The sequence below is a fragment of the Nocardia sp. NPDC019323 genome, from assembly GCF_044389845.1.
Lineage (GTDB): Bacteria > Actinomycetota > Actinomycetes > Mycobacteriales > Mycobacteriaceae > Nocardia > Nocardia implantans.
Window position 1 is genome coordinate 1065177 of sequence record NZ_JBIRYN010000001.1, and the last position, 19455, is coordinate 1084631.

The 19455-nt window shown below is 70.7% G+C and carries 15 protein-coding genes; 6 read left to right on the plus strand and 9 right to left on the minus strand.

What is annotated here, in order from left to right:
* Nucleotides 1-135: 135 nt before the first annotated feature.
* From ffh to ftsY, 6 genes are all read right to left on the minus strand, one after another.
* Complete coding sequence (gene ffh / locus ACH49X_RS05100; protein WP_195078705.1) at nt 136-1698, minus strand: signal recognition particle protein; 1563 nt, start codon at nt 1696-1698, stop codon at nt 136-138.
* A 105-nt stretch (nt 1699-1803) separates the two neighbouring features.
* Nucleotides 1804-2118: a hypothetical protein gene (locus tag ACH49X_RS05105; protein ID WP_067808803.1), complete on the minus strand. Its 315-nt coding sequence runs from the start codon at nt 2116-2118 to the stop codon at nt 1804-1806.
* Between the two features lie 121 nt (nt 2119-2239).
* Entirely contained in the window at nt 2240-4654 is a 2415-nt protein-coding gene (locus ACH49X_RS05110; RefSeq protein ID WP_195078928.1) for a [protein-PII] uridylyltransferase, read from the minus strand.
* Nucleotides 4655-4798: 144 nt separating this feature from the next.
* On the minus strand, nt 4799-5137 hold the full coding sequence (locus ACH49X_RS05115) for a P-II family nitrogen regulator (RefSeq protein ID WP_040868325.1): 339 nt from the start codon (nt 5135-5137) through the stop codon (nt 4799-4801).
* 5 nt (nt 5138-5142) lie between these two features.
* On the minus strand, nt 5143-6522 hold the full coding sequence (locus ACH49X_RS05120) for an ammonium transporter (protein WP_323124210.1): 1380 nt from the start codon (nt 6520-6522) through the stop codon (nt 5143-5145).
* 351 nt (nt 6523-6873) lie between these two features.
* The gene (gene ftsY / locus ACH49X_RS05125) at nt 6874-8352 is read right to left on the minus strand and encodes a signal recognition particle-docking protein FtsY (RefSeq protein ID WP_357206886.1); all 1479 of its coding nucleotides are present in this window, start codon (nt 8350-8352) and stop codon (nt 6874-6876) included.
* A gap of 193 nt (nt 8353-8545) precedes the next feature.
* Here ftsY and ACH49X_RS05130 point away from each other — a divergent pair, with 193 nt between their 5' ends.
* On the plus strand, nt 8546-8935 hold the full coding sequence (locus ACH49X_RS05130; RefSeq protein WP_019048221.1) for a DUF2237 family protein: 390 nt from the start codon (nt 8546-8548) through the stop codon (nt 8933-8935).
* 131 nt (nt 8936-9066) lie between these two features.
* On the opposite strand, the gene ACH49X_RS05135 is transcribed toward ACH49X_RS05130, so the two are convergent.
* A complete protein-coding gene (locus tag ACH49X_RS05135; protein ID WP_357206888.1) occupies nt 9067-9912 on the minus strand; it encodes a helix-turn-helix domain-containing protein in 846 nt (281 codons plus the stop codon).
* 34 nt (nt 9913-9946) lie between these two features.
* On the opposite strand from ACH49X_RS05135, the gene ACH49X_RS05140 reads away from it, so the two are divergent.
* Together ACH49X_RS05140 and ACH49X_RS05145 are read left to right on the plus strand one after the other, a co-directional pair.
* Nucleotides 9947-10864, plus strand: coding sequence for an NmrA family NAD(P)-binding protein (locus ACH49X_RS05140; protein ID WP_357206890.1), 918 nt, complete (start codon nt 9947-9949; stop codon nt 10862-10864).
* A gap of 330 nt (nt 10865-11194) precedes the next feature.
* Nucleotides 11195-11392, plus strand: coding sequence for a hypothetical protein (locus tag ACH49X_RS05145; RefSeq protein ID WP_195078702.1), 198 nt, complete (start codon nt 11195-11197; stop codon nt 11390-11392).
* A gap of 12 nt (nt 11393-11404) precedes the next feature.
* Here the strand turns inward: ACH49X_RS05145 and smc are convergent, their stop codons facing one another.
* Entirely contained in the window at nt 11405-15025 is a 3621-nt protein-coding gene (gene smc, locus ACH49X_RS05150) for a chromosome segregation protein SMC (RefSeq protein ID WP_195078701.1), read from the minus strand.
* Between the two features lie 418 nt (nt 15026-15443).
* Here smc and ACH49X_RS05155 point away from each other — a divergent pair, with 418 nt between their 5' ends.
* Nucleotides 15444-16994: a hypothetical protein gene (locus ACH49X_RS05155; RefSeq protein ID WP_357206892.1), complete on the plus strand. Its 1551-nt coding sequence runs from the start codon at nt 15444-15446 to the stop codon at nt 16992-16994.
* 57 nt (nt 16995-17051) lie between these two features.
* Here ACH49X_RS05155 and ACH49X_RS05160 read toward each other — a convergent pair whose 3' ends face one another.
* The gene (locus ACH49X_RS05160; protein ID WP_195078699.1) at nt 17052-17477 is read right to left on the minus strand and encodes a DUF1707 domain-containing protein; all 426 of its coding nucleotides are present in this window, start codon (nt 17475-17477) and stop codon (nt 17052-17054) included.
* A gap of 225 nt (nt 17478-17702) precedes the next feature.
* On the opposite strand from ACH49X_RS05160, the gene ACH49X_RS05165 reads away from it, so the two are divergent.
* A complete protein-coding gene (locus ACH49X_RS05165) occupies nt 17703-18788 on the plus strand; it encodes an S-(hydroxymethyl)mycothiol dehydrogenase (protein WP_195078698.1) in 1086 nt (361 codons plus the stop codon).
* Nucleotides 18782-19411 carry an MBL fold metallo-hydrolase gene (locus tag ACH49X_RS05170; protein WP_397069178.1) on the plus strand — a complete coding sequence of 210 codons (630 nt, stop codon included), beginning with the start codon at nt 18782-18784 and terminating at the stop codon, nt 19409-19411. The genes ACH49X_RS05165 and ACH49X_RS05170 overlap by 7 nt, the downstream gene beginning before the upstream one ends.
* Nucleotides 19412-19455: the final 44 nt, after the last annotated feature.

A 19455-nucleotide genomic window follows, 5' to 3' on the forward strand; every position in this document is an offset into this window, starting at 1 on the left:
CCGCTTCTCCGATCGGTCATCCGAGCGGGGAACGGCCGCGAAGCCCGTCCAGCAGGCCGCTCGGCCTCGCCGCACGACCGAGCCGCGAAGCAGAGCGCAGCGCCGCCCACGAACAGCGCGGGCGGCGCGAGCGTCCTACTTCTTGGGGAACTTCAGCTTGCTGAGATCGAAGCCTTCGAGGCCGGGCGGCAGCTGGTCCAGACCGGCCGGCATGTCGGACAGGTCTGGCATCCCGGCGGGCAGGCCGGGCATGCCGCCCATCCCCGGGAAACCGCCGCGCACCTTCGGCGGCGTCGGGCCCCGACCGCCCTTCTTGCCTTTCTTGCCCTTCTTGGCGTTGCCGCGGCGAGCGCCGGGCAGCCCCATCTGGCGGCCCATCATCGCCATCATCTTCTTCGCCTCGAAGAAGCGGTCGACGAGCTGGTTGACCTCGGAGACCTGGACGCCGGAGCCGTTGGCGATGCGCAGGCGGCGGGAGGCGTTGATGATCTTGGGATTCGCCCGTTCGGCCGGGGTCATGCCGCGGATGATCGCCTGCACGCGGTCGAGCTGCTTGTCGTCGACCTGCGCGAGCACGTCCTTCATCTGGCCCGCGCCAGGCAGCATGCCCAGCAGATTGCCGATCGGGCCCATCTTGCGGATGGCCAGCATCTGGTCGAGGAAGTCCTCGAGGGTGAGCTCGCCGCTGCCGATCTTGCGGGCGGCCTCCTCGGCCTGCTTGGCGTCGTAGACCTGCTCGGCCTGCTCGATCAGCGTGAGCACGTCGCCCATGCCGAGGATGCGGCTGGCCATGCGATCGGGGTGGAAGACGTCGAAGTCCTCGAGCTTCTCACCGGTCGAGGCGAACAGGATCGGCACGCCGGTGACCTCGCGGACGCTCAGCGCCGCACCGCCGCGGGCGTCGCCGTCGAGCTTGGTGAGCACCACGCCGGTGAAGCCGACGCCGTCACGGAACGCCTCGGCGGTGTTCACCGCATCCTGGCCGATCATGGCGTCGAGCACGAACAGGGTCTCGTCGGGCTGCACGGCGTCGCGGATGCCCGCGGCCTGGCGCATGAGTTCCTCGTCGATGCCGAGACGGCCCGCGGTGTCGACGATGACGACGTCGTACTGCTTCTGGCGCGCCTCTTCCACACCGCCGCGGGCCACGTTCACCGGATCGGCGGCGGAGATGCCGAGCGGGTTCTCACCGCCACCGACCGAGGTGCCGGGGTGCGGCGCGTAGACGGGCACGCCCGCGCGCTCGCCGACGACTTGCAGCTGGGTGACCGCGCCGGGACGCTGCAGGTCGCATGCCACCAGCAGCGGCTGATGCCCCTGCCCCTTCAGCAGTTTCGCCAGCTTGCCCGCGAGGGTGGTCTTACCGGAACCTTGCAGACCGGCCAGCATGACCACCGTCGGCGGATTCTTGGCCAGGTTCAGCCGCCTGGTCTCGCCGCCGAGGATGCCGATGAGCTCCTCGTTGACGATCTTCACGACCTGCTGGGCCGGGTTCAGTGCGGCGGAGACCTCGGCGCCCTTGGCGCGCTCCTTGATCCGCCCGATGAATCCGCGCACCACGGGCAGCGCGACGTCGGCCTCGAGCAGGGCCAAGCGGATCTCGCGACAGGTGGCGTCGATGTCGGCCGGTGACAGACGCCCCTTACCGCGCAGATCCTTGAGGGCACCGGTAAGCCGGTCGGACAGGGATTCGAACACCGATCGCGCTCCTGATCTCGGGGGACGTCACATTCTCTCCCAGGGTAATGGGATCGCCCGCGTGTTCGCGCAGGCGGTGCGTCCTTCCCGGCGCGGCGGGGCTCGCTAGTCGAGCACGCGACGGCGCGGCCTGGCCGTTTTGCGGTAGTCGTGGTTCTCCTCGGCCACCATGAAGACCGCCTCGTTGGCGGTCAGGCCCAGCTCCAGGGCCAGTCCGTCGAGCAGGGCCCACTCCGCCGTGCTCGGGATGGGCGAGCAGGCGACCGTGGAGGCGATCGTCATCGCGGTCACCGCCTGCCGCCCGGTCAGGGTGCGACCGGGAAGCCAGGAGACCACCCACCGGTCGCCGCCGACACAGCGCGCCATGTGGGTGGTCTCGTCACTCGTCATCGTGGACGCCGAAACGACCTCAATTGCCATCGACCTGCTCCCCTCGTGCTCGCGACAGCCGGACGCCCTAGATCGTATGGGGCGGTCGCGAGCCGAGAGTCGGGATGCAGCAAATATTGCGCAACAGAATTATCACCGGATAAAAGTGCTGCTAATCCTGATTTTCCGAATCCGAAGCACCGTCTGCTGGAGGTTTCGGCGCAGTTCTGGGAACCACCGCGAGAATCGCTTTCCCGATCGCTTCCCTGCGCGCGGGGCCGTCCTCGGTCCCCAGATCGAGGCAGAAGCTGTCGACCACCGCCGACCCCATCGTCACCACCTTGGCCCAGCGGACGTCGGCTCCGCAGCCTGCCAGCTCCGCGGCCAGCCTGCTGAGCAGGCCGACCCGGTCCTCGGCACGCAGTTCGAGGATGGCCTGTCCCGGCGTCGAGGTGTCCGACCAGATCACTCGCGGCTGGGCCCGCGCGTACCGGCTGCGGCCGATGGTGTCCGCCTCGCGCTCACGTTTGGCCAGCGCCGCGGGCACGTCCAGGTCACCGGCCGTGGCCCGGATCAATTCCTGGCGCAGCAGCCCCGGGTCGGGCGGGTCGCCGAATTTGGGGGCGACGACGAAGGTGTCCACCGCGGAGGAGCCTTCGACACCGAGCGCGGCCGACAGCACGCGCAGCGAATGCAGCGCGAGCACACCGGCGGCGTCGGACAGCAGTCCGGAGCTGTCGGGCGCGATGACCGTGACGACATAGGTGTGTTTGCTCTCGCCGGGCTTCAGGTCGACGTGCACACCGCCCGCCCTGGCCTTCTCGACCAGTTCCGGTGCGATCGGCTCCGGGGTCGGCAGCTGGTCACCCGCCATGACCAACCGACAGCGCCGGACGAGTTCGCCGATCAGCGACGCCTTCCAGTCGCCCCACACGCCGGGGCCGGTGGCCTGTGAGTCCGCCTCCGCCAGCGTGTGCAGCAGTTCCAGCAGTTGCGGATCGCCGTCGAGCGCGTCGACGACCGAACGCACCGTCTCCGGATCGGACAGATCGCGCCGGGTCGCGGTTTCCGGCAGCAGCAGGTGGTGGCGCACGACCGCGCTGAGCGTGCGCACGTCCGACGGCCACAGACCGAGGCGGCGGCCGATGTGGGTGGCCAGTTCCGCGCCGACCACGCTGTGGTCGCCCGCGCGGCCCTTGCCGATGTCGTGCAGCAGCGCGCCGAGGGCGAGCAGGTCGGGCCTGGCCACCCTGGTGCTCAGACCGCCCGCGTAGGCGACCGTCTCCATGAGGTGGCGGTCGACGGTCCAGATGTGCTGGACATCGCGCGGCGGCAGATCGCGCACCGCGCCCCACTCCGGCAGCAGCCTGCCCCATAGTCCCGTCCGGTCGAGCGCTTCGATCGCGTCGATCGTGCCGCGGCCCGCGCCCAGCAGCACCAGCAAGTCGTTGAGGGCGTCCTTGGGCCACGGCTCGCGTAGCTCGGGGGCGTCCTCGGAGAGCCGGTTGAGCGTGGTGGCCGACATCGGCAGACCGGTCTGCGCCGACGCCGCCGCGACGCGCAGGATCAGTCCAGGGTCGCGCTGGGGGCGGGCGTCTCGCGCCAGCACGACCTCGCCCGCGTGCTCGACAACGCCTTCGTCCAGCGGCCTGCGCACCGGCATCCGGCGCAGGCGCGCCAACCCGCGCCGGGGCAGGGCGTTGGCCGCGGTGCGCAGCCCGACGTCCACGGAGTAGCTGACCGTCCGGGCCGAATCGCTCAGGGTGCGCGCCAGGTCGAACCGGTCGCCGATGCGCAGGGCCGCGCCGATCTCGTCGGCGTCCTGGGCGCGCAGCTGGTCGCGGGCGCGGCCTGCCACGCGGTGCAGTTCGGTGCGCACGTCCAGCAGCCGCCGGTGCGCCTGCTTCAATCCGCCGCCGGGCACGTCCGGTCCGAGGCCGGGCATCGCGTCGGTGAGCTGGGCGATGGCCAGCGCGTCCAGCAGCTGGATGTCGCGCAGGCCGCCACGCCCGTTCTTCAGGTCGGGCTCGGCGCGGTGGGCGATCTCGCCGTTGCGCTCCCATCTGGCCTGGGCTTGGGCGATGAGCTCGTCGAAGCGGGAACGGATGCCGGTGCGCCACTCCCGGCGCACCCCGCCGATCAGCAGATTGCTCAGTTCCTGGTCGCCGACGATGTGCCTGGCCTCCAACATGCCGAGCGCGGCGATCAGATCGTCCGCGGCCACCCGCAACGCCTGCGGAACGGTGCGCACACTGTGGTCGAGTTTGATGTGCGCGTCCCACAGCGGATACCACAGCTGGTCGGCGACCTCGGCCACCCGGGCCGGGTCGACGTCGTCGTGCAGCAGCACCAGATCCAGATCGGAGTACGGCAGCATCTCGCCGCGCCCGAGGCCGCCGACGGCCACCACGGCCAGGCCGCTGTCGGGTGCGATGCCCAGTTCGGCGCCCTTGCCGGTGAGCCAGAGTTCGTAGAGGTCGACCAGCGCCTGGCGCAGCGACTGGGCGTCCAGCCGTGGATTGCGCGGCTGGCCGCCGTCGAGCAGTTGGGTTCGCGCGCGGACCAGGTCGGCCGCTCCGTTGGACACCTTGCCGCCGCCTTGTCCGGTGACCTTCCGGTCACCGTCGTGCTCGTACTGACTTGCCACAACCCACCGCCCATTCATGCGCGCGGCCCCGCCCCGACCGGGAGCTCCGGTGGGAGCGGGGCCGCCGCTCGACTCGATTTTCCGCTACAGCGCGTCGGTGCCGCGTTCGCCGGTGCGCACCCGGATGATCGATTCCACCGGGGTGACCCAGACCTTGCCGTCGCCGATCTTGCCGGTGCGGGAGGCCTCCACGATCACCTCCACGACCTTGTCGACGGAGGCGTCGTCCACGACGACCTCGACACGGACCTTCGGCACGAAATCGACGGAGTACTCCGCGCCGCGGTACACCTCGGTGTGGCCCTTCTGCCGGCCGTACCCTTGGACCTCGCTGACGGTCATGCCCAACACACCCGCCTGCTCGAGACCGGACTTGACGTCCTCGAGCGTGAACGGTTTGACGATTGCGGTGATCAGTTTCATGTTCGTCATGCCTCCTTGACGGCCGAACGTGCCGTGCTACCCAGAGCGGCGAAGTCGTAGGCGGTTTCCGCGTGCTCGGACTCGTCCAAGCCGACCGACTCCGCTTCCTCGCTCACGCGCAGCCCAATGGTGAACTTCACGATATAGGCAATGATCAGGGTCGCGACGAAGGAGAAGGCAAGCACCACACCGGCGCCCACCGCCTGTCGCCACAGCTGATCGAATCCGCCGCCGTAGAGCAGACCGGTCTTGGCCGCACCCGCCTCGGGCGCCGCGACGAAACCGACCATCAGGGTGCCGACGATGCCGCCGACCAGATGCACGCCGACCACGTCGAGCGAGTCGTCGAAGCCGAACCTGAACTTCAGGCCGACCGCGAGGGCGCACAGCGCGCCCGCGACGACGCCGATGGCGAGCGCGCCGAGCACGTTCACCGAGGAACACGACGGGGTGATGGCGACCAGACCCGCCACGATGCCCGAGGCCGCGCCCAGCGAGGTGGGCTTGCCGTCGCGGATCTTCTCCACCAGCAGCCAGGCCAGCATCGCGGCGCAGGTGGCGATGGTGGTGGTGACGAAGGTCGAACCGGCGAGGCCGCCGGAGGTCACCGCGGAACCGGCGTTGAAACCGAACCAGCCGAACCACAGCAGACCCGCGCCGAGCATGACGAACGGCAGGTTGTGCGGGCGGAACGGGGTGGTCGGCCAGCCCTTGCGCTTGCCGAGCACCAGCACCAGGGCCAGACCGGCCGCACCGGCGTTGATGTGCACCGCCGTGCCACCGGCGAAGTCGACCGCGAGCAGTTTGTTGGCGATCCAGCCGCCCTCGTGCACGACGTTGCCGTCGGCGTCCTTGACGTCGAAATCGAACACCCAGTGCGCGACCGGGAAGTAGACCACCGTGGACCAGATGCCTGCGAACAGCAGCCACGCGCCGAACTTCAAGCGGTCGGCGACCGCACCCGAGATGAGGGCAACCGTGATGATGGCGAACATCAGCTGGAAGGCGACGAAGACGGTCGCCGGAATCGTGCCGGCGAGCGGGATGTTCACCGCTTCGGTGGTGACCGAGCCCGCCGCGTCCTTGACCTCGGCGACGGAGTTGCCGCCGATCAGGCCCTTGAGGCCGAAGAACTGCGTCGGATCACCGATCAGGCCGAAGGTGTTGTCGCCGAAGGCCGTCGAGTATCCGTACAGCGACCACAGGACGCCGACCAAGCCCATGGCGCTGATGCTCATCATGATCATGTTGAGCACGTTCTTCGACCGGACCATGCCGCCGTAGAAGAAAGCCAGGCCCGGCGTCATCAGCAACACCAGCGCCGAGCTCGCCAGCATCCATGCGGTGTCACCGGTATCCGGTGCACCGGTAAGTGGAAAAGCCACTTTAATGTCCTCCTCATCTCGGGCCCAGCCGATTCCGGCAAATGGACCTGAACAGAAGGGTCCTAACTCGGTGTTTCATCCGTAGAGCTGCCGTGTTTCACCTACGTGAACGGATGGCACAGCCGTGTTGCCACTACGTTTCGTCACCTACACCGCGGTGTTCGCGGCGCTGTGAGCACGCTTTTCGTGAATCGGACATTCGTTACCGCACAGGATGAGTCGGCAAACTTCCGGGGTGTGACCGCCCTCGCACCGCGGGCGGCGTCGACCCAGGAGCGCACGCGGCGCAGCCGGTGGGCAGAACGCCGCCCGCGGCAACCTCTTCGGGCCGGACTCGGGATCGGGACGGCTCTAGCCCAGCAGTGCGTCCACGAACGCGGCGGGCTCGAACGGAGCCAGGTCGTCGGCGCCCTCGCCGAGCCCGACCAGCTTCACCGGCACGCCCAGTTCGTGCTGGACCTGGAAGACGATGCCGCCCTTGGCCGTCCCGTCCAGCTTGGTCAGCACCACGCCGGTGATGTCGACCACTTCGGCGAACACCCTGGCCTGGGTGAGTCCGTTCTGTCCGACGGTCGCGTCCAGCACGAGCAGGACCTCGTCGACGGCGGCCTTCTTCTCCACCACGCGCTTGACCTTGCCCAGCTCGTCCATCAGGCCCGTCTTGGTGTGCAACCGCCCTGCCGTGTCGATCAGCACCGCGTCCACCCCGCGCTCGACGCCCGCGGCCACCGCGTCGAAGGCGACCGCGGCCGGGTCGGCGCCCTCACGACCGCGGACGGTATCGGCGCCGACCCGCTCGCCCCAGGTCTGCAACTGGTCCGCCGCCGCGGCGCGGAAGGTGTCGGCCGCGCCGAGCAGCACCCGGCGGCCGTCGGCCACGAGCACCCGGGCGAGCTTGCCGGTGGTGGTGGTCTTGCCGGTGCCGTTCACGCCCACCACGAGCAGGATGGACGGGTGATCGGGGTGCGGCAGCGCGCGCACCGAGCGGTCCAGCTCCGGGCGCAGCTGCTCGATCAGCACGTCGCGCAGCACGGCACGCGCCTCGTCGGTGGTCCGCACGCTGCGCGCCGCCATCTCCGCACGCAGCCGGGAGACGACGGCCGTGGTGCTCGCGGTGCCGAGGTCGGCGAGCACGAGGGTGTCCTCCACCTCTTCCCACGAGTCGTCGTCCAGGTCGCCGCCGCCGAGCAGGCCGAGCAGGCTCTTGCCGACCGCGTTCTGCGAGCGCGACAGCCGTCCGCGCAGCCGGACCAGGCGGCCCGCGGTGGGCTCGATCTCCTCCAGCGCGGCGGGCGCCTCGACGCCAGCGGGCGTGTCGGGCGCGACGATCTCGGTGGTGACGCCGGTGTCCGTGCCCGCGGTGCCGGTGACCGGCTCGGCGGTCGTGTCCTGAGCCGGGGCCTCCGGGGCCTCCACCGCGTCGCTGTCCTGCGGCACCGTCTCCGGCCCGGCCTCCGCTTCGGTGGCCGGCTCGACGACTTCCGGCGCGGGGGCCGCCTCGGTGACGTCGGCATCCGGCAAGGGAACGTTCGTGATGCCGCGTTTGGGCGCGTCGCGCGGTATCGCGGCGTCATCGCCGACGTGCGGCTGTCCTTCGGTGTCGGTGCGCTCGACCGGTTGCGGTTCGGTCGCCGTGCCACCCCGGCTGAAGGAGAATCCGCCGGACGCGGTGTAGCCACCGGACCGGTCGGTCAGCTCCTTGTCCTGCGTGGGCGGCGTCAGCGACACGCGGCCGCGCTTGTACCGGACGAATCCGGCGACGAGCACGACGAGCAGCAGTGCGGCGACCGCGGCGATCAGGATCCAGACTTCGGGACTCACGCGGACCATCCTTGCAGACCGGTCGTCACGGGATCGGCCCCGAGCCGCACCCGGCGCGCGAGTCGCGCGCCGGGGCCGACGGCGCGAAGTCGGCGAACATCGCAGGTACCGGGCCGTGGGCCGGTGCGAGCGGGCACCGACACAGCCCTCCAGATTTCTTGTCCTGCGGAACTTCTCGCGAAGGGACAATAGGATCGGCGACGTGACCGATCGAAACGTGCTTGGGGGGCCGCTGGAAGAGTGCGGCACCGATCCTCTCACCGGCTTCTACCGGGACGGCTGCTGCAGTACCGGGCCGGAGGATCTGGGCAGCCACACCGTCTGCACCGTTGTCACGGCAGAATTCCTGGAGCATCAGGCTTCCATCGGAAACGATTTGAGCACACCCCGTCCGGAGAACAATTTTCCCGGTTTGCAGCCGGGGGACCGGTGGTGCGTGGTCGCCGTGCGATGGCTGCACGCGCACGAGGACGGCGTCGCCGCGCCCGTGGTGCTGGCCGCCACACACGAGAACGCCCTGGAAGTGATCTCGATGGACATTCTGCGCAAGTACGCCGTCGACGTGCCCGACGACGTCAGCGACCTGCTCTGAGCAACCGGTAACCCCTTCCAACCGGCGGCGAGCGCCGCGCGGATCACCGGCTCACCCGGGGATCACGAGCCGGGGTCCGATCGGTCCGTGGCGCAGCCGAGCATCCGATGGCACAAATGCGCCATTCGGGCTCAGCGTGCCGCCGCGACCCGTCGGCGATGCGCCTTCTGGCGGCACGCGGCCGAGCAGTATCTGGCCCTGCGGCCCGTCCCGGCCCGGGGCACCGCCGCCCGGCACACCGGGCAGCGATCCGCTTGGCTTTCGTTACGCTCCTCAGTTTCGTTACGGTCTTCGGTGTCGCCCTCCCGTTTCGTCACCACCGGTCCGACCGGCCCCGCGCGCAGCGCGTCCAGCACGATCGCGGCGGTACGGTCGAGGCCGCCACTGGCCTTACGGAGCCGTTGGATCGCGACGCATCCGGTGAAGATGGCGAGCACGTCGTCGAGTTCGATGTCGGCCCGGACCGCCCCCTCCCGCTCGGCCGCGGCGAGCAGAGCCGCCACCGCATCGTGGAATCGCACCCCCGCGCTCTGTACCAGCGCGCGCGGCCAACCGTCGTCGGACTGAACGAGGTCGCACAGCGCCTGGTTGTCCGGGGTCGTGGCGATCACCGCGGTGCAGAAGTCGAAGAAGGCGGCGCCGGGATCGGGTGCGGCGAGATGGTCGGCGGCCAGCTTCGCCAACCGGTCGATGCGCTGTTGCATAACCGCTTCCAGCAGTGCGCTTTTCGTGGGGAAGTGCCGGTAGACGGTGCCCGCGCCGACACCAGCCCTGCGGGCGACCTCGACCAGTGACACGGAGGCGCCCTGTTCGGCGAAGGCGCGCTGCGCGGCCGCCAGCACGAGGGCGCGATTGCGCCGGGCATCGGATCGCGACATCCCGCCCGGAGCGAGCGATGCGGTCATTTCGTTACGGCCTTCCGATAAGCAGCCTGGTCGATCGGGTGGCGCGACCCGTATCGTCCGAATCCGGGTCAACCAACCCGATTCTACCGAGCAGAGAAGGCGGAGTATGTCCCCTCAGCACAACCTCATCCTGGTCACCGGGGCCACCGGCAAGCAGGGCGGCACGACCGCCCGGCGACTGCTGGCCGACGGCAGGGCGGTGCGCGCGCTCGTCCGCGACGCGCACGCGCACGCCGCGCAGGAACTGGCCGCGGCGGGCGCGGAACTCGTCGTCGGCGACTTCGACGCCCCCGAGACCTTGCCCGCGGCGCTGGCCGGTGTCAGCGGCCTGTTCCTGGTCCCGCCCGCCGCCTACGGTCCGGAAGGCTGGGACGTCGACTTGGAAGCCGCGCGCGGCGAAGCGATCGTCGAGGCCGCACGTGCGGCCGGGGTGCGGCAGATCGTGTTCACCGGCATCGCCTCGATGGGCGACAGCACCTCGTGGGGCGCGACGGGTAAGAAGCGCATCGAAGACGCGATCATCGCCAGCGGTCTGCAATACACCCTGCTGCGCCCGGTGCGCTTCATGGAGAACTACCTGCTGCGCACGTCACCCGTCGACGGCATCAAAGACGGCGTGCACCGGCACCTGTTCCCGGCCGAGGGGCCGATGAAGGTGATCGCCGTCGCGGACATCGGCGACATCGCCGGTCTGGCGTTCGCCGACCCGGATCGCTTCCACGGCCGCGTCCTCGAACTCGCAGGTGACGTGCTCGTCCCGCCCGTGGCCGCGGCGGCGATCAGCGCGGCCACCGGTCATCGAGTCAACTACCACGAAGTCGGCGAAGCCGAGGCGGACGCGATCGGCGCGGAGATCGGCAATACGTGGCGGCTCATGCGCCACACCGGCGGCTGGAGCGCCGACGTCGACGAGATCCGCGCAATCCATCCCGGGCTGCGGACATTCGACGCCTGGCTCGCCGAAACCGGTGCGGCGCAGATCAAAGCGCTGCTCGACCACGAAAGCTCCGATAAGGCTGGGTGATCGGGGTCGGATTCGCGGTTCGGGGATCCCGTCGCACCGTGGCGTCGCGTACGAGCCGGATCACATGAGACGACTCGCTGTCGCCGGCGGCCCCGGAGCTGAGGGGTCCCCCACCGAGGCCGTAGCCGCCGAGAGACCGAGCGTCGCGGCCGAACCACGCGGGACCCGAGCTTCCCGATGGGGGGGGCGATCGTCTCGTCCGTGGCCGCGTGGTGAAAAGGCCGCACCGAGAAGCGGGGCGGACCGGTGCCGGTGCCGGTGCCACTGGGCGCAGGCCCTGCTCACCGGGGTTGTCGAGCGGCGAGGCGTACGCTCGGCACGGTGGAAGGCATGCGCAGACGATCCGGCCGCGCCCGGCGCGATCCGGTCGGCGCGGAGGTCGACGAGATATTCGGCCCCTCGCGCAAGCACATCCACGAGCGCAAGGAATGGGTGGCGATCGCCAAGGTCGACGATCGGATCTCCGGTGACGACCCACTGGTCGACCTGGACTCCGGCACCGTCACCCTGCCCGCACGCCGGAGCTGACCGCGCGGCGGGTCAGCCCGCGGCGCCGACCGGGGCCAGATTCTCCCCGCGCAACCGCTGAGAGATCACCTGGGTGATGCCGTCGCCGCGCATGCTGACGCCGTAGAGCGCGTCGGCGATCTCCATCGTCGGCTTCTGGTGGGTGATGACGATCAGCTGGCTCTTCTCCCGCAACTGCTCGAACAGGCCGATCAGACGGCGCAGGTTGGTGTCGTCCAGCGCGGCCTCGACCTCGTCCATCACGTAGAACGGCGACGGCCTGGCGCGGAAGATGGCCACCAGCAACGCGACGGCGGTCAGCGACTTCTCCCCGCCGGACAGCAGCGACAGGCGCTTGACCTTCTTGCCCGGCGGACGGGCCTCCACCTCGATGCCGGTGGTGAGCATGTCCGAGGGGTCGGTGAGCAGCAGCCTGCCCTCGCCGCCGGGGAACAGTTTCGCGAACACCTCGACGAACTCGCGCTCCACGTCGGCGTACGCCTCGGTGAACACCTGCAGGATGCGGGCATCGACCTCGGCGACCACGTCGAGCAGATCCTTGCGCGCGCTCTTGACGTCCTCGAGCTGCGTGGCCAGGAAGTTGTACCGCTCCTCCAGCGCCGCGAATTCCTCGAGCGCGAGTGGATTCACCTTGCCCAGGGTGGCGAGATCCTTCTCGGCGCGCTTGGCGCGACGCTCCTGGGTCTGCCGGTCGTACGGCATCGGGGCGGGTTCGCTGACCTGCTCGCCGCGCTCCTTGGCCTGCTCGTACTCCTGCATCTCCAGCGCCGACGGCGGCAGCGGCACGTGCGGGCCGTACTCGGCGATCAGATCGTCCAGCGCGATACCGAACTGCTCGGCGATGGTCGCCTCCAGCTGCTCGATGCGCAGCGCCGCTTGGGCTTTGGCCACCTCGTCCCGATGCACCGCGTCGGTGAGCTGGGACAGTTGCGCGGTGAGCGCGCGCACCCGCTCCTTGACCTGTTCGACCTGCGCGGCGCACTCCGAGCGTTTGCGCACCAGCTCGTCGCGGCGGGCGCCGGCCTCGGCCACCACCCGCTCGAGTTCGGCGGCGATCTTCGCACCGGATTCGGCCACCGCGGCGGCGAGTTCGGCCGCCTGCCTGCGCGCGGCTCGCGCGCGTTCGGCGCGGGCGCGGTTCTCCCGCTCGGCACGGGCGGCGCGGCGCAGCGAATCGGCCTTGCCGCGAACGGATTCCGCGCGCTCCTCGGCGGTGCGCACGGCGAGCCTCGCCTCGACCTCCATGGCGCGCGCCTCGGCCAGCGCCGCGGCGGCCTCCTCGCGCGCGCGGCCCGCGGATTCGGTGCCCGCCGCGCCCGCGCCGTCGGCGTCCGCCTCGGACTGCTCCAATTCCGCGTGGCGCAGGCGGTCCTCCAGCTCGGCCAGCGCGGCCAGCGCCTCCTCCCGGCTCGCCTCCGCGTCGTCGCGCTGGCCGACCAGCCGTTCGCTCTCCGCGTGCGCGGTGCGAGCGGTCTGACCGAGCCTGCCCAGCCGCTCGTAGATCGCGACCAGCGCCTGATCGGATTCGTGCAGGGCGAGCAGCGCCTGGTCGACGGCGTCCTTGCGATCGGCCTGCTCCTCTAGCGCGCCGGACAGCGCGGCCTCGAGTTCCTCGGCGCGCCGCTGCGCCGCGATCAACTCCGCCTCGGCGGCGTCGATGTCGGCTTGGATCTCCAGCTGACTGGGCGCGCGATCGGAACCGCCGAGCAGCCAGCCGTTTCCGGTGAGGTCGCCGTCGCGGGTGACCACGCGCAGTTCGGGCCGCGCCGCGACCAGCGCGCGGGCGGCGGGCAGATCGTCGGCCACCGCGATCCCCGCGGCGAGCGCCGCGATCGCGCCGCGCACCGAGTCGGGGCATTCGACCACGTCGAACAGCCAGCGGGCGCCGTCGGGCAGCGCGTCCGGCCGCGGCCGATCGGCACGCTCGGCGCCGAAGACGACGGCGGCGCGGCCCGCGTCGGCGTCCTTGAGCGCCTGGATCGCGGCGTGCGCGGACTCGCCGGTGTCGGCGGCGACGGCGTCGGCCAGCGGGCCCAGCGCGGCGGCGACCGCCGCCTCGAAGCCGCCGTGCACGCGCAGCAGCGCCGAGAGCGGGCCGAGCAATCCCTGCTCGCGGTGCTCCACCAGCCAGGCCACACCGTCCCGGCGGGCCAGGTTCATGCCGAGCGCCTCGATGCGCGCGCTGAGCGACGCGACGCGCTTGCTCGCGTCCCGGTCCTGTTCGCGCAGTTCGGTGACCCGCTGATCGGCCAGTTCCAGCGCCTGCGCCGCGTGCTCGTGCTGAGCGTCGAGACCGGCCTCGCCCGCGTCGAGTTCGGCGAGTTCGGCTTGCACCGTGTCGAATTCGGCTTGCGCGGCCTCACCGCGATGGCGGGCGTCGGCGATCGCGACCGACAGCCGCGCGATCTCCGCGTCCACCGACTGCGCCCTGGCCCGCAGGGTGTCCACCTTGCCGGACAACCGGGCCACTCCCTCGCGCCGGTCGGCGATCGCCCGCACCGCGGCCAAGTGCGCCTGCTCGGCGGCCTTGGCGGCGTGTTCGCGTTCGGCCAGCTGGTCGCGGGCCGCCTCCAGCGTCTCCGTGGCGATCTCCACCGCTTCGCGCAGCTCGGCCTCCTCGGCCTCGACCCGGTCGGCCTCGGCCTCGAGTTGCTCGGGGTCGCGGCCGGTGCTGACCGGAGCCGCCGCGTCCAGGTGCCGCGCCCGGTCGCCCGCGATGCGGATGGTCGCGTTGACCCGCTCGGCGAGCGCGGACAGCTGGAACCACAGCTGCGCGGCGGCCTCCGCGCTCGGCGTCAGCCGCGACAGCTGGAATTCCTGCTGCGCCAGCGCCGCGTTCGCGGCGTCCAGCTCGGACTGCACGGTGATCTGCTGTTCGCGCGCGTACGCTTCCTTGCTCTGCTGGCTGGCCAGCTCTTCGCGCCGGGTGACCAGGTCGTCGGCGGCCAGCCGCAGCCGGGCGTCGCGCAGGTCGGCCTGCACGGTCTGCGCCCTGCGCGCCACCTCCGCCTGCCTGCCCAGCGGTTTGAGCTGGCGGCGCAGTTCGGTGGTGAGGTCGGTCAGCCGGGCCAGGTTGGCCTGCATGGCCTCGAGCTTGCGGACCGCCTTCTCCTTGCGTTTGCGGTGCTTGAGCACACCGGCGGCTTCCTCGACGAACGCGCGGCGGTCCTCAGGGCGCGATTCCAGGATGGCCGACAGCTGGCCCTGACCCACGATGACGTGCATCTCGCGGCCGATGCCGGAGTCGCTGAGCAGTTCCTGCACGTCCATCAGGCGGCAGGAGTTGCCGTTGATCTCGTACTCGCCCGCGCCGTCGCGGAACATGCGCCTGGTGATGGACACCTCGGCGTAGTCGATCGGCAGCGCGCCGTCGGAATTGTCGATGGTCAGCGTGACCTCGGCACGGCCGAGCGGCGCGCGGCCCGCCGTGCCCGCGAAGATCACGTCCTGCATCTTGCCGCCGCGCAACGCCTTGGCGCCCTGCTCGCCCATCACCCAGGTGAGCGCGTCGACGACGTTCGATTTGCCCGAGCCGTTGGGACCGACCACACACGTGATGCCCGGTTCCAAGCGCAGCGTCGTCGCGGACGCGAAGGATTTGAAGCCCTTCAACGTCAGGCTCTTCAGGTGCAAGTTCGACGACCTTTCCGTGTTCTGCCCGGTCGGCGTTCCGCGTCGGGGCAGCGCATCCGGCGACCTGTCATGGTATCCGTCGCGTACCGGGAGCTTCCGGGGCCCGACGGCGTGCGCGGCCGAGTGGTGGTTCGGCGATATCCGTAGGTTATCGACTCGCCGCCGGTTCGCGCGCATTTCGATATGCCCCGGGTTTGCCGGGACGGCGACGGCGGCGCCGGTCGCATCGGGTCGGCGGCCGCGACGCGACCGACTCCGCCGGCGCACCGGGATGCGGGAACGCCCGCTCTGCCACCGGCACGCGTCTCTTCCGTCAGCCCGCCGCCCATGCCCGGTCTCGAACTGGCACTGACGCCACATCCTCCGGCCCCTTACGATCCCTCTGATTCGTCAGCGGAACGTTCGGGAGCGCACCACGATGTCTGCCCCCTCACCAGGGACAAGTACCCGGTTCCGCCTTGCCCGGATCGCGGGGCTCGTCCTCGGCAGCCTGGTGTTCCTGCACGCCTGTGAACGCAGCAAGAGCGCGCTGCTGAGCGATGTGCGGATGGAGGTGGCGGTCGCGGCGGCTTTCGCCGCGGCCGCCCTTGGCGCGGCGTGGTTCGAGATCAAACTGCGGGGACCGGAGCAGGACGCGGACCCGCCGTGGGACGACGCCGACGAGGACGAAACTCCCAGTCCTGGGAATTTTCCCGGCCGAGCCGGGCGATCCGCCGAACCGGCGTACGGCAGGAGCGAGCGACCCGGGCGCACCGGCATCGGCCCCCGGTCGGCGCCCCCAGACCACTGGGAGGACGACGACCTGCCCGACGCCGCGGAATCCCCGGGCCGGGCGGATCTCGTCGCCGGGATTGCGCGGACATTGCGGATCACCCGCGCCCACATTGCGGACCGACAGCCGCTGCTCCCGCTGGGCGCGGTCACGAAATGGATGCGCCGCGTCGACCCCGACGACGAGATCGGTGCCCCCGAACTCGACGATGACGACCAGACCGAGCAGATCACCCGCACCGAAACGGGCGAACTCGTCATCGAGTCCGGCGTCCGGACGGTGCGGGCCAAGATCTCCCGCTCCGGCGACCTCGTCCTGCACGGCCGCAGACACGCGGAAGCTCGGTCCGAATGGAAGTGGACCTTCCCCACGGAAGCCTTCCCCGCCATCCGGGCCGCGCTCGGCGACGGCCCCGGCGATCTGCTCGATCTGCTCGAGGACACCCTTCCGTGGCTGGACGCCGTCGCCCGCCACGATCCGGGCGCGTGGTTGCGCGCGCACGACATCGCCGCCACTTATCAGGAGAAAGGCGTCAGCGCCACGCAGATCACCCGGGAGCTTCCCGTCCTCCAGCCGGGTCGTCCGCCGCAGCCGCCCCGTGCGAGCAGATCCCGCCGGAAGCCGCCGCAGGAGGCGCGCGGCGAGAGCCGGTCCACCCGTCGCGGAGCCGCCGAGCCACCGACCTCGTCCCGGCGCACCGATGCCGATCGACCGACACGCACCGCGAACTCCTGGCCGACAGCACGAACGAACCCTCCGGCCGGCGACTACAGCCCGCCCGCGGCAGCACGACGCCGCCGCCGCGAGGAATCCGAACCCGCTCGGCGAGGCGACCGGCTCCCGCGCGGCGGTGGGGCGAATCCGCCTCCGCGTTCTGCACCCGGCCGTCTCGACCCGCCGAGACGTCGGCGTCCCGATGAGCCCGACGCATCGCACCGCGCCGGACCTCGGGACGACTACGACGACGCGGAGGTCCGTCATCCGCGAGGGAGCGAGCAGACCGGACGCAGGCCCGCGGACCGCGAGCCAGGGACCGGCCGAAGAGAGCGGCCCGATGCGGCATACCGCGACCGTCCGGTGCCGTCCGACCGAGACCGGGCCGACGACCAACCACCCGGCCGCCGTCACCGCGGCGATCAGCGGTCACGGCGGGAACCCTCGCTTCCCCCGCACGAGTCCGCGCGGCGCGGGTGGTAGGACACGACAACGGCGCTGTCGCCCGGTGCGACGGGTGACAGCGCCGACGGTCGGAGCTCAGCTCGCGCGGTGGCTGAACCGGCCGTTCTCGAAGCCCGCCACCATCCGGAACGCCAGGACGGCGCCCCACGGGCCGATCACCCAGATCGGCCAGAAGTAGGTCAGCGCGCCGACGCTCAGCGAGACCGCGCCCCAGATGACGAGCACCAGCAGGCTCACGGCGAGCCAGGTGCTGCCCTCGATGCGCTGCCAGATCGGGATGCGGGGGCGCGCGGAAGCGGGCGCCACGGCGTCCTTGCCCAGTTCGGGCAGATCGGACAGCACCGCGCGCAGGTCTTCGCGATCGGTGGTGGCGTACACCTGGGCGACGCGCTGGTCGTACTCGGGCAGATCGATCCGGCCGTCCGCCATATGCCTGCCGAGCAGGCGCACCACGACGTCGCGTTCGGCGTTCGAGGCGCGAGTGCCGGTGGAGATGTCCATGCCTGGTCCTATCGACGGGTTTATCTTCCATAGTGGAATATGAGTCCAGCATAACCCTCCAAAGTGGAATGTCAACCCTCACGGGCGATTCCCGCTCGAAACTCGGGACTTCGCGCGATCCGGCGGTAGGGTTCGGATCGGGAACAACTGTATGGACAGGTGTTCAGCTCGCGGGTCCATGGAGCGACCGGATCCGCGTCCCGAGAACTCGCTCAGGAGGCACAGGTGTCGGAAACCGTCCGCGGGATCGTGGCCCGCAGCAAAGGCGCACCGGTCGAGAGCGTCGAGGTGGTGATTCCCGATCCGGGCCCGCACGACGTGGTGGTGCGGGTGCAGGCGTGCGGGGTCTGCCACACCGACCTGCACTATCGCGAAGGCGGCATCACCGACGATTTCCCGTTCCTGCTCGGCCACGAGGCGGCGGGCGTGGTGGAAGCCGTCGGCGCGGCGGTCACCCATGTGACCGAGGGTGACTACGTGATCCTCAACTGGCGCGCGGTCTGCGGTGAGTGCCGGGCCTGCAAGCGCGGCAGGCCGTGGTACTGCTTCGACAGTCGCAACGCGAGCAAGAAGATGACCCTCGCCGACGGCACCGAGCTGACGCCCGCCCTCGGCATCGGCGCGTTCGCCGACAAGACGTTGGTGCACGAAGGCCAGTGCACGAAGGTCGATCCGGAAGCCGACCCTGCGGTGGCGGGCCTGCTCGGCTGCGGCGTGATGGCGGGCATCGGCTCGGCGATCCACACCGGCAACGTCTCGATCGGCGACACCGTCGCGGTGATCGGCTGCGGCGGCGTCGGGGACGCGGCCATCGCCGGAGCCAGGCTCGCGGGTGCGCGCGCCGTCATCGCGGTGGACCGCGACGCCAGGAAACTGCGCTGGGCCACGGACTTCGGCGCCACCCACACGATCGATGCGACCACCGAGGACGTGGTCGAGAAGATCCAGGAGTACACCGACGGCTGGGGCGCGGACGTGGTCATCGACGCGGTCGGACGGCCGGAGACCTGGCAGCAGGCCTTCTACGGCCGCGACCTCGCCGGGACGGTGGTCCTCGTCGGCGTGCCGACCCCGGAGATGACCCTGGAGATGCCGCTGCTTGACTTCTTCTCCCGCGGCGGCGCGCTGAAATCCGCCTGGTACGGCGACTGTCTGCCGGAACGTGACTTCCCCGCCCTGATCGACCTCTACCGCCAGGGACGGCTGCCGCTGGACCGGTTCGTCTCCGAACGCATCGGGCTGGACCAGGTGGAGCAAGCCTTCGCCAAGATGCACGCGGGCGACGTGCTGCGTTCGGTGGTGGTCTGGTGACCATCCGCATCGACCGCGTCGTCACCTCCGGCGAGTTCCGCCTCGACGGCGGCACCTGGGCGGTGGACAACAACATCTGGCTCGTCGGCGACGACGACGAGGTGGTCGTCATCGATGCCGCCCACGACGCAGGCCCGATTCTCGCGGCGGTCGCCGGGCGCGCCGTTCGCGCGATCGTGTGCACCCACGGACACAACGATCACGTGACGGTCGCCCCCGAACTCGCCGAGCGCCTGAACGCACCCATCCTGCTGCACCCCGGCGACGAACCGCTGTGGCGCATGACCCATCCCGACACGGGATACCAGCCGCTCGCGCACGGCGATCGGATCGGCGTGTCCGACACCGAAATCCACATCCTGCACACCCCTGGCCACTCCCCCGGCTCGGTCGCACTGCATCTGCCCGACGCGAAGGCCGTGTTCACGGGCGACACGTTGTTCGCCGGCGGCCCCGGCGCGACCGGCCGATCGTTCTCCGATTTCGGCACGATCATCGAGTCGATCCGCCAACGCCTGCTGACGCTCCCGGAGGAGACCACGGTCCATACCGGACACGGCGATTCCACCACCATCGGCGCGGAGAAGCCCTTCCTCGCCGATTGGATCGCCCGCGGCCACTGACCGCCGTCGACGGCCGCGGGCGGCACAACGACACCGCCCGCGGC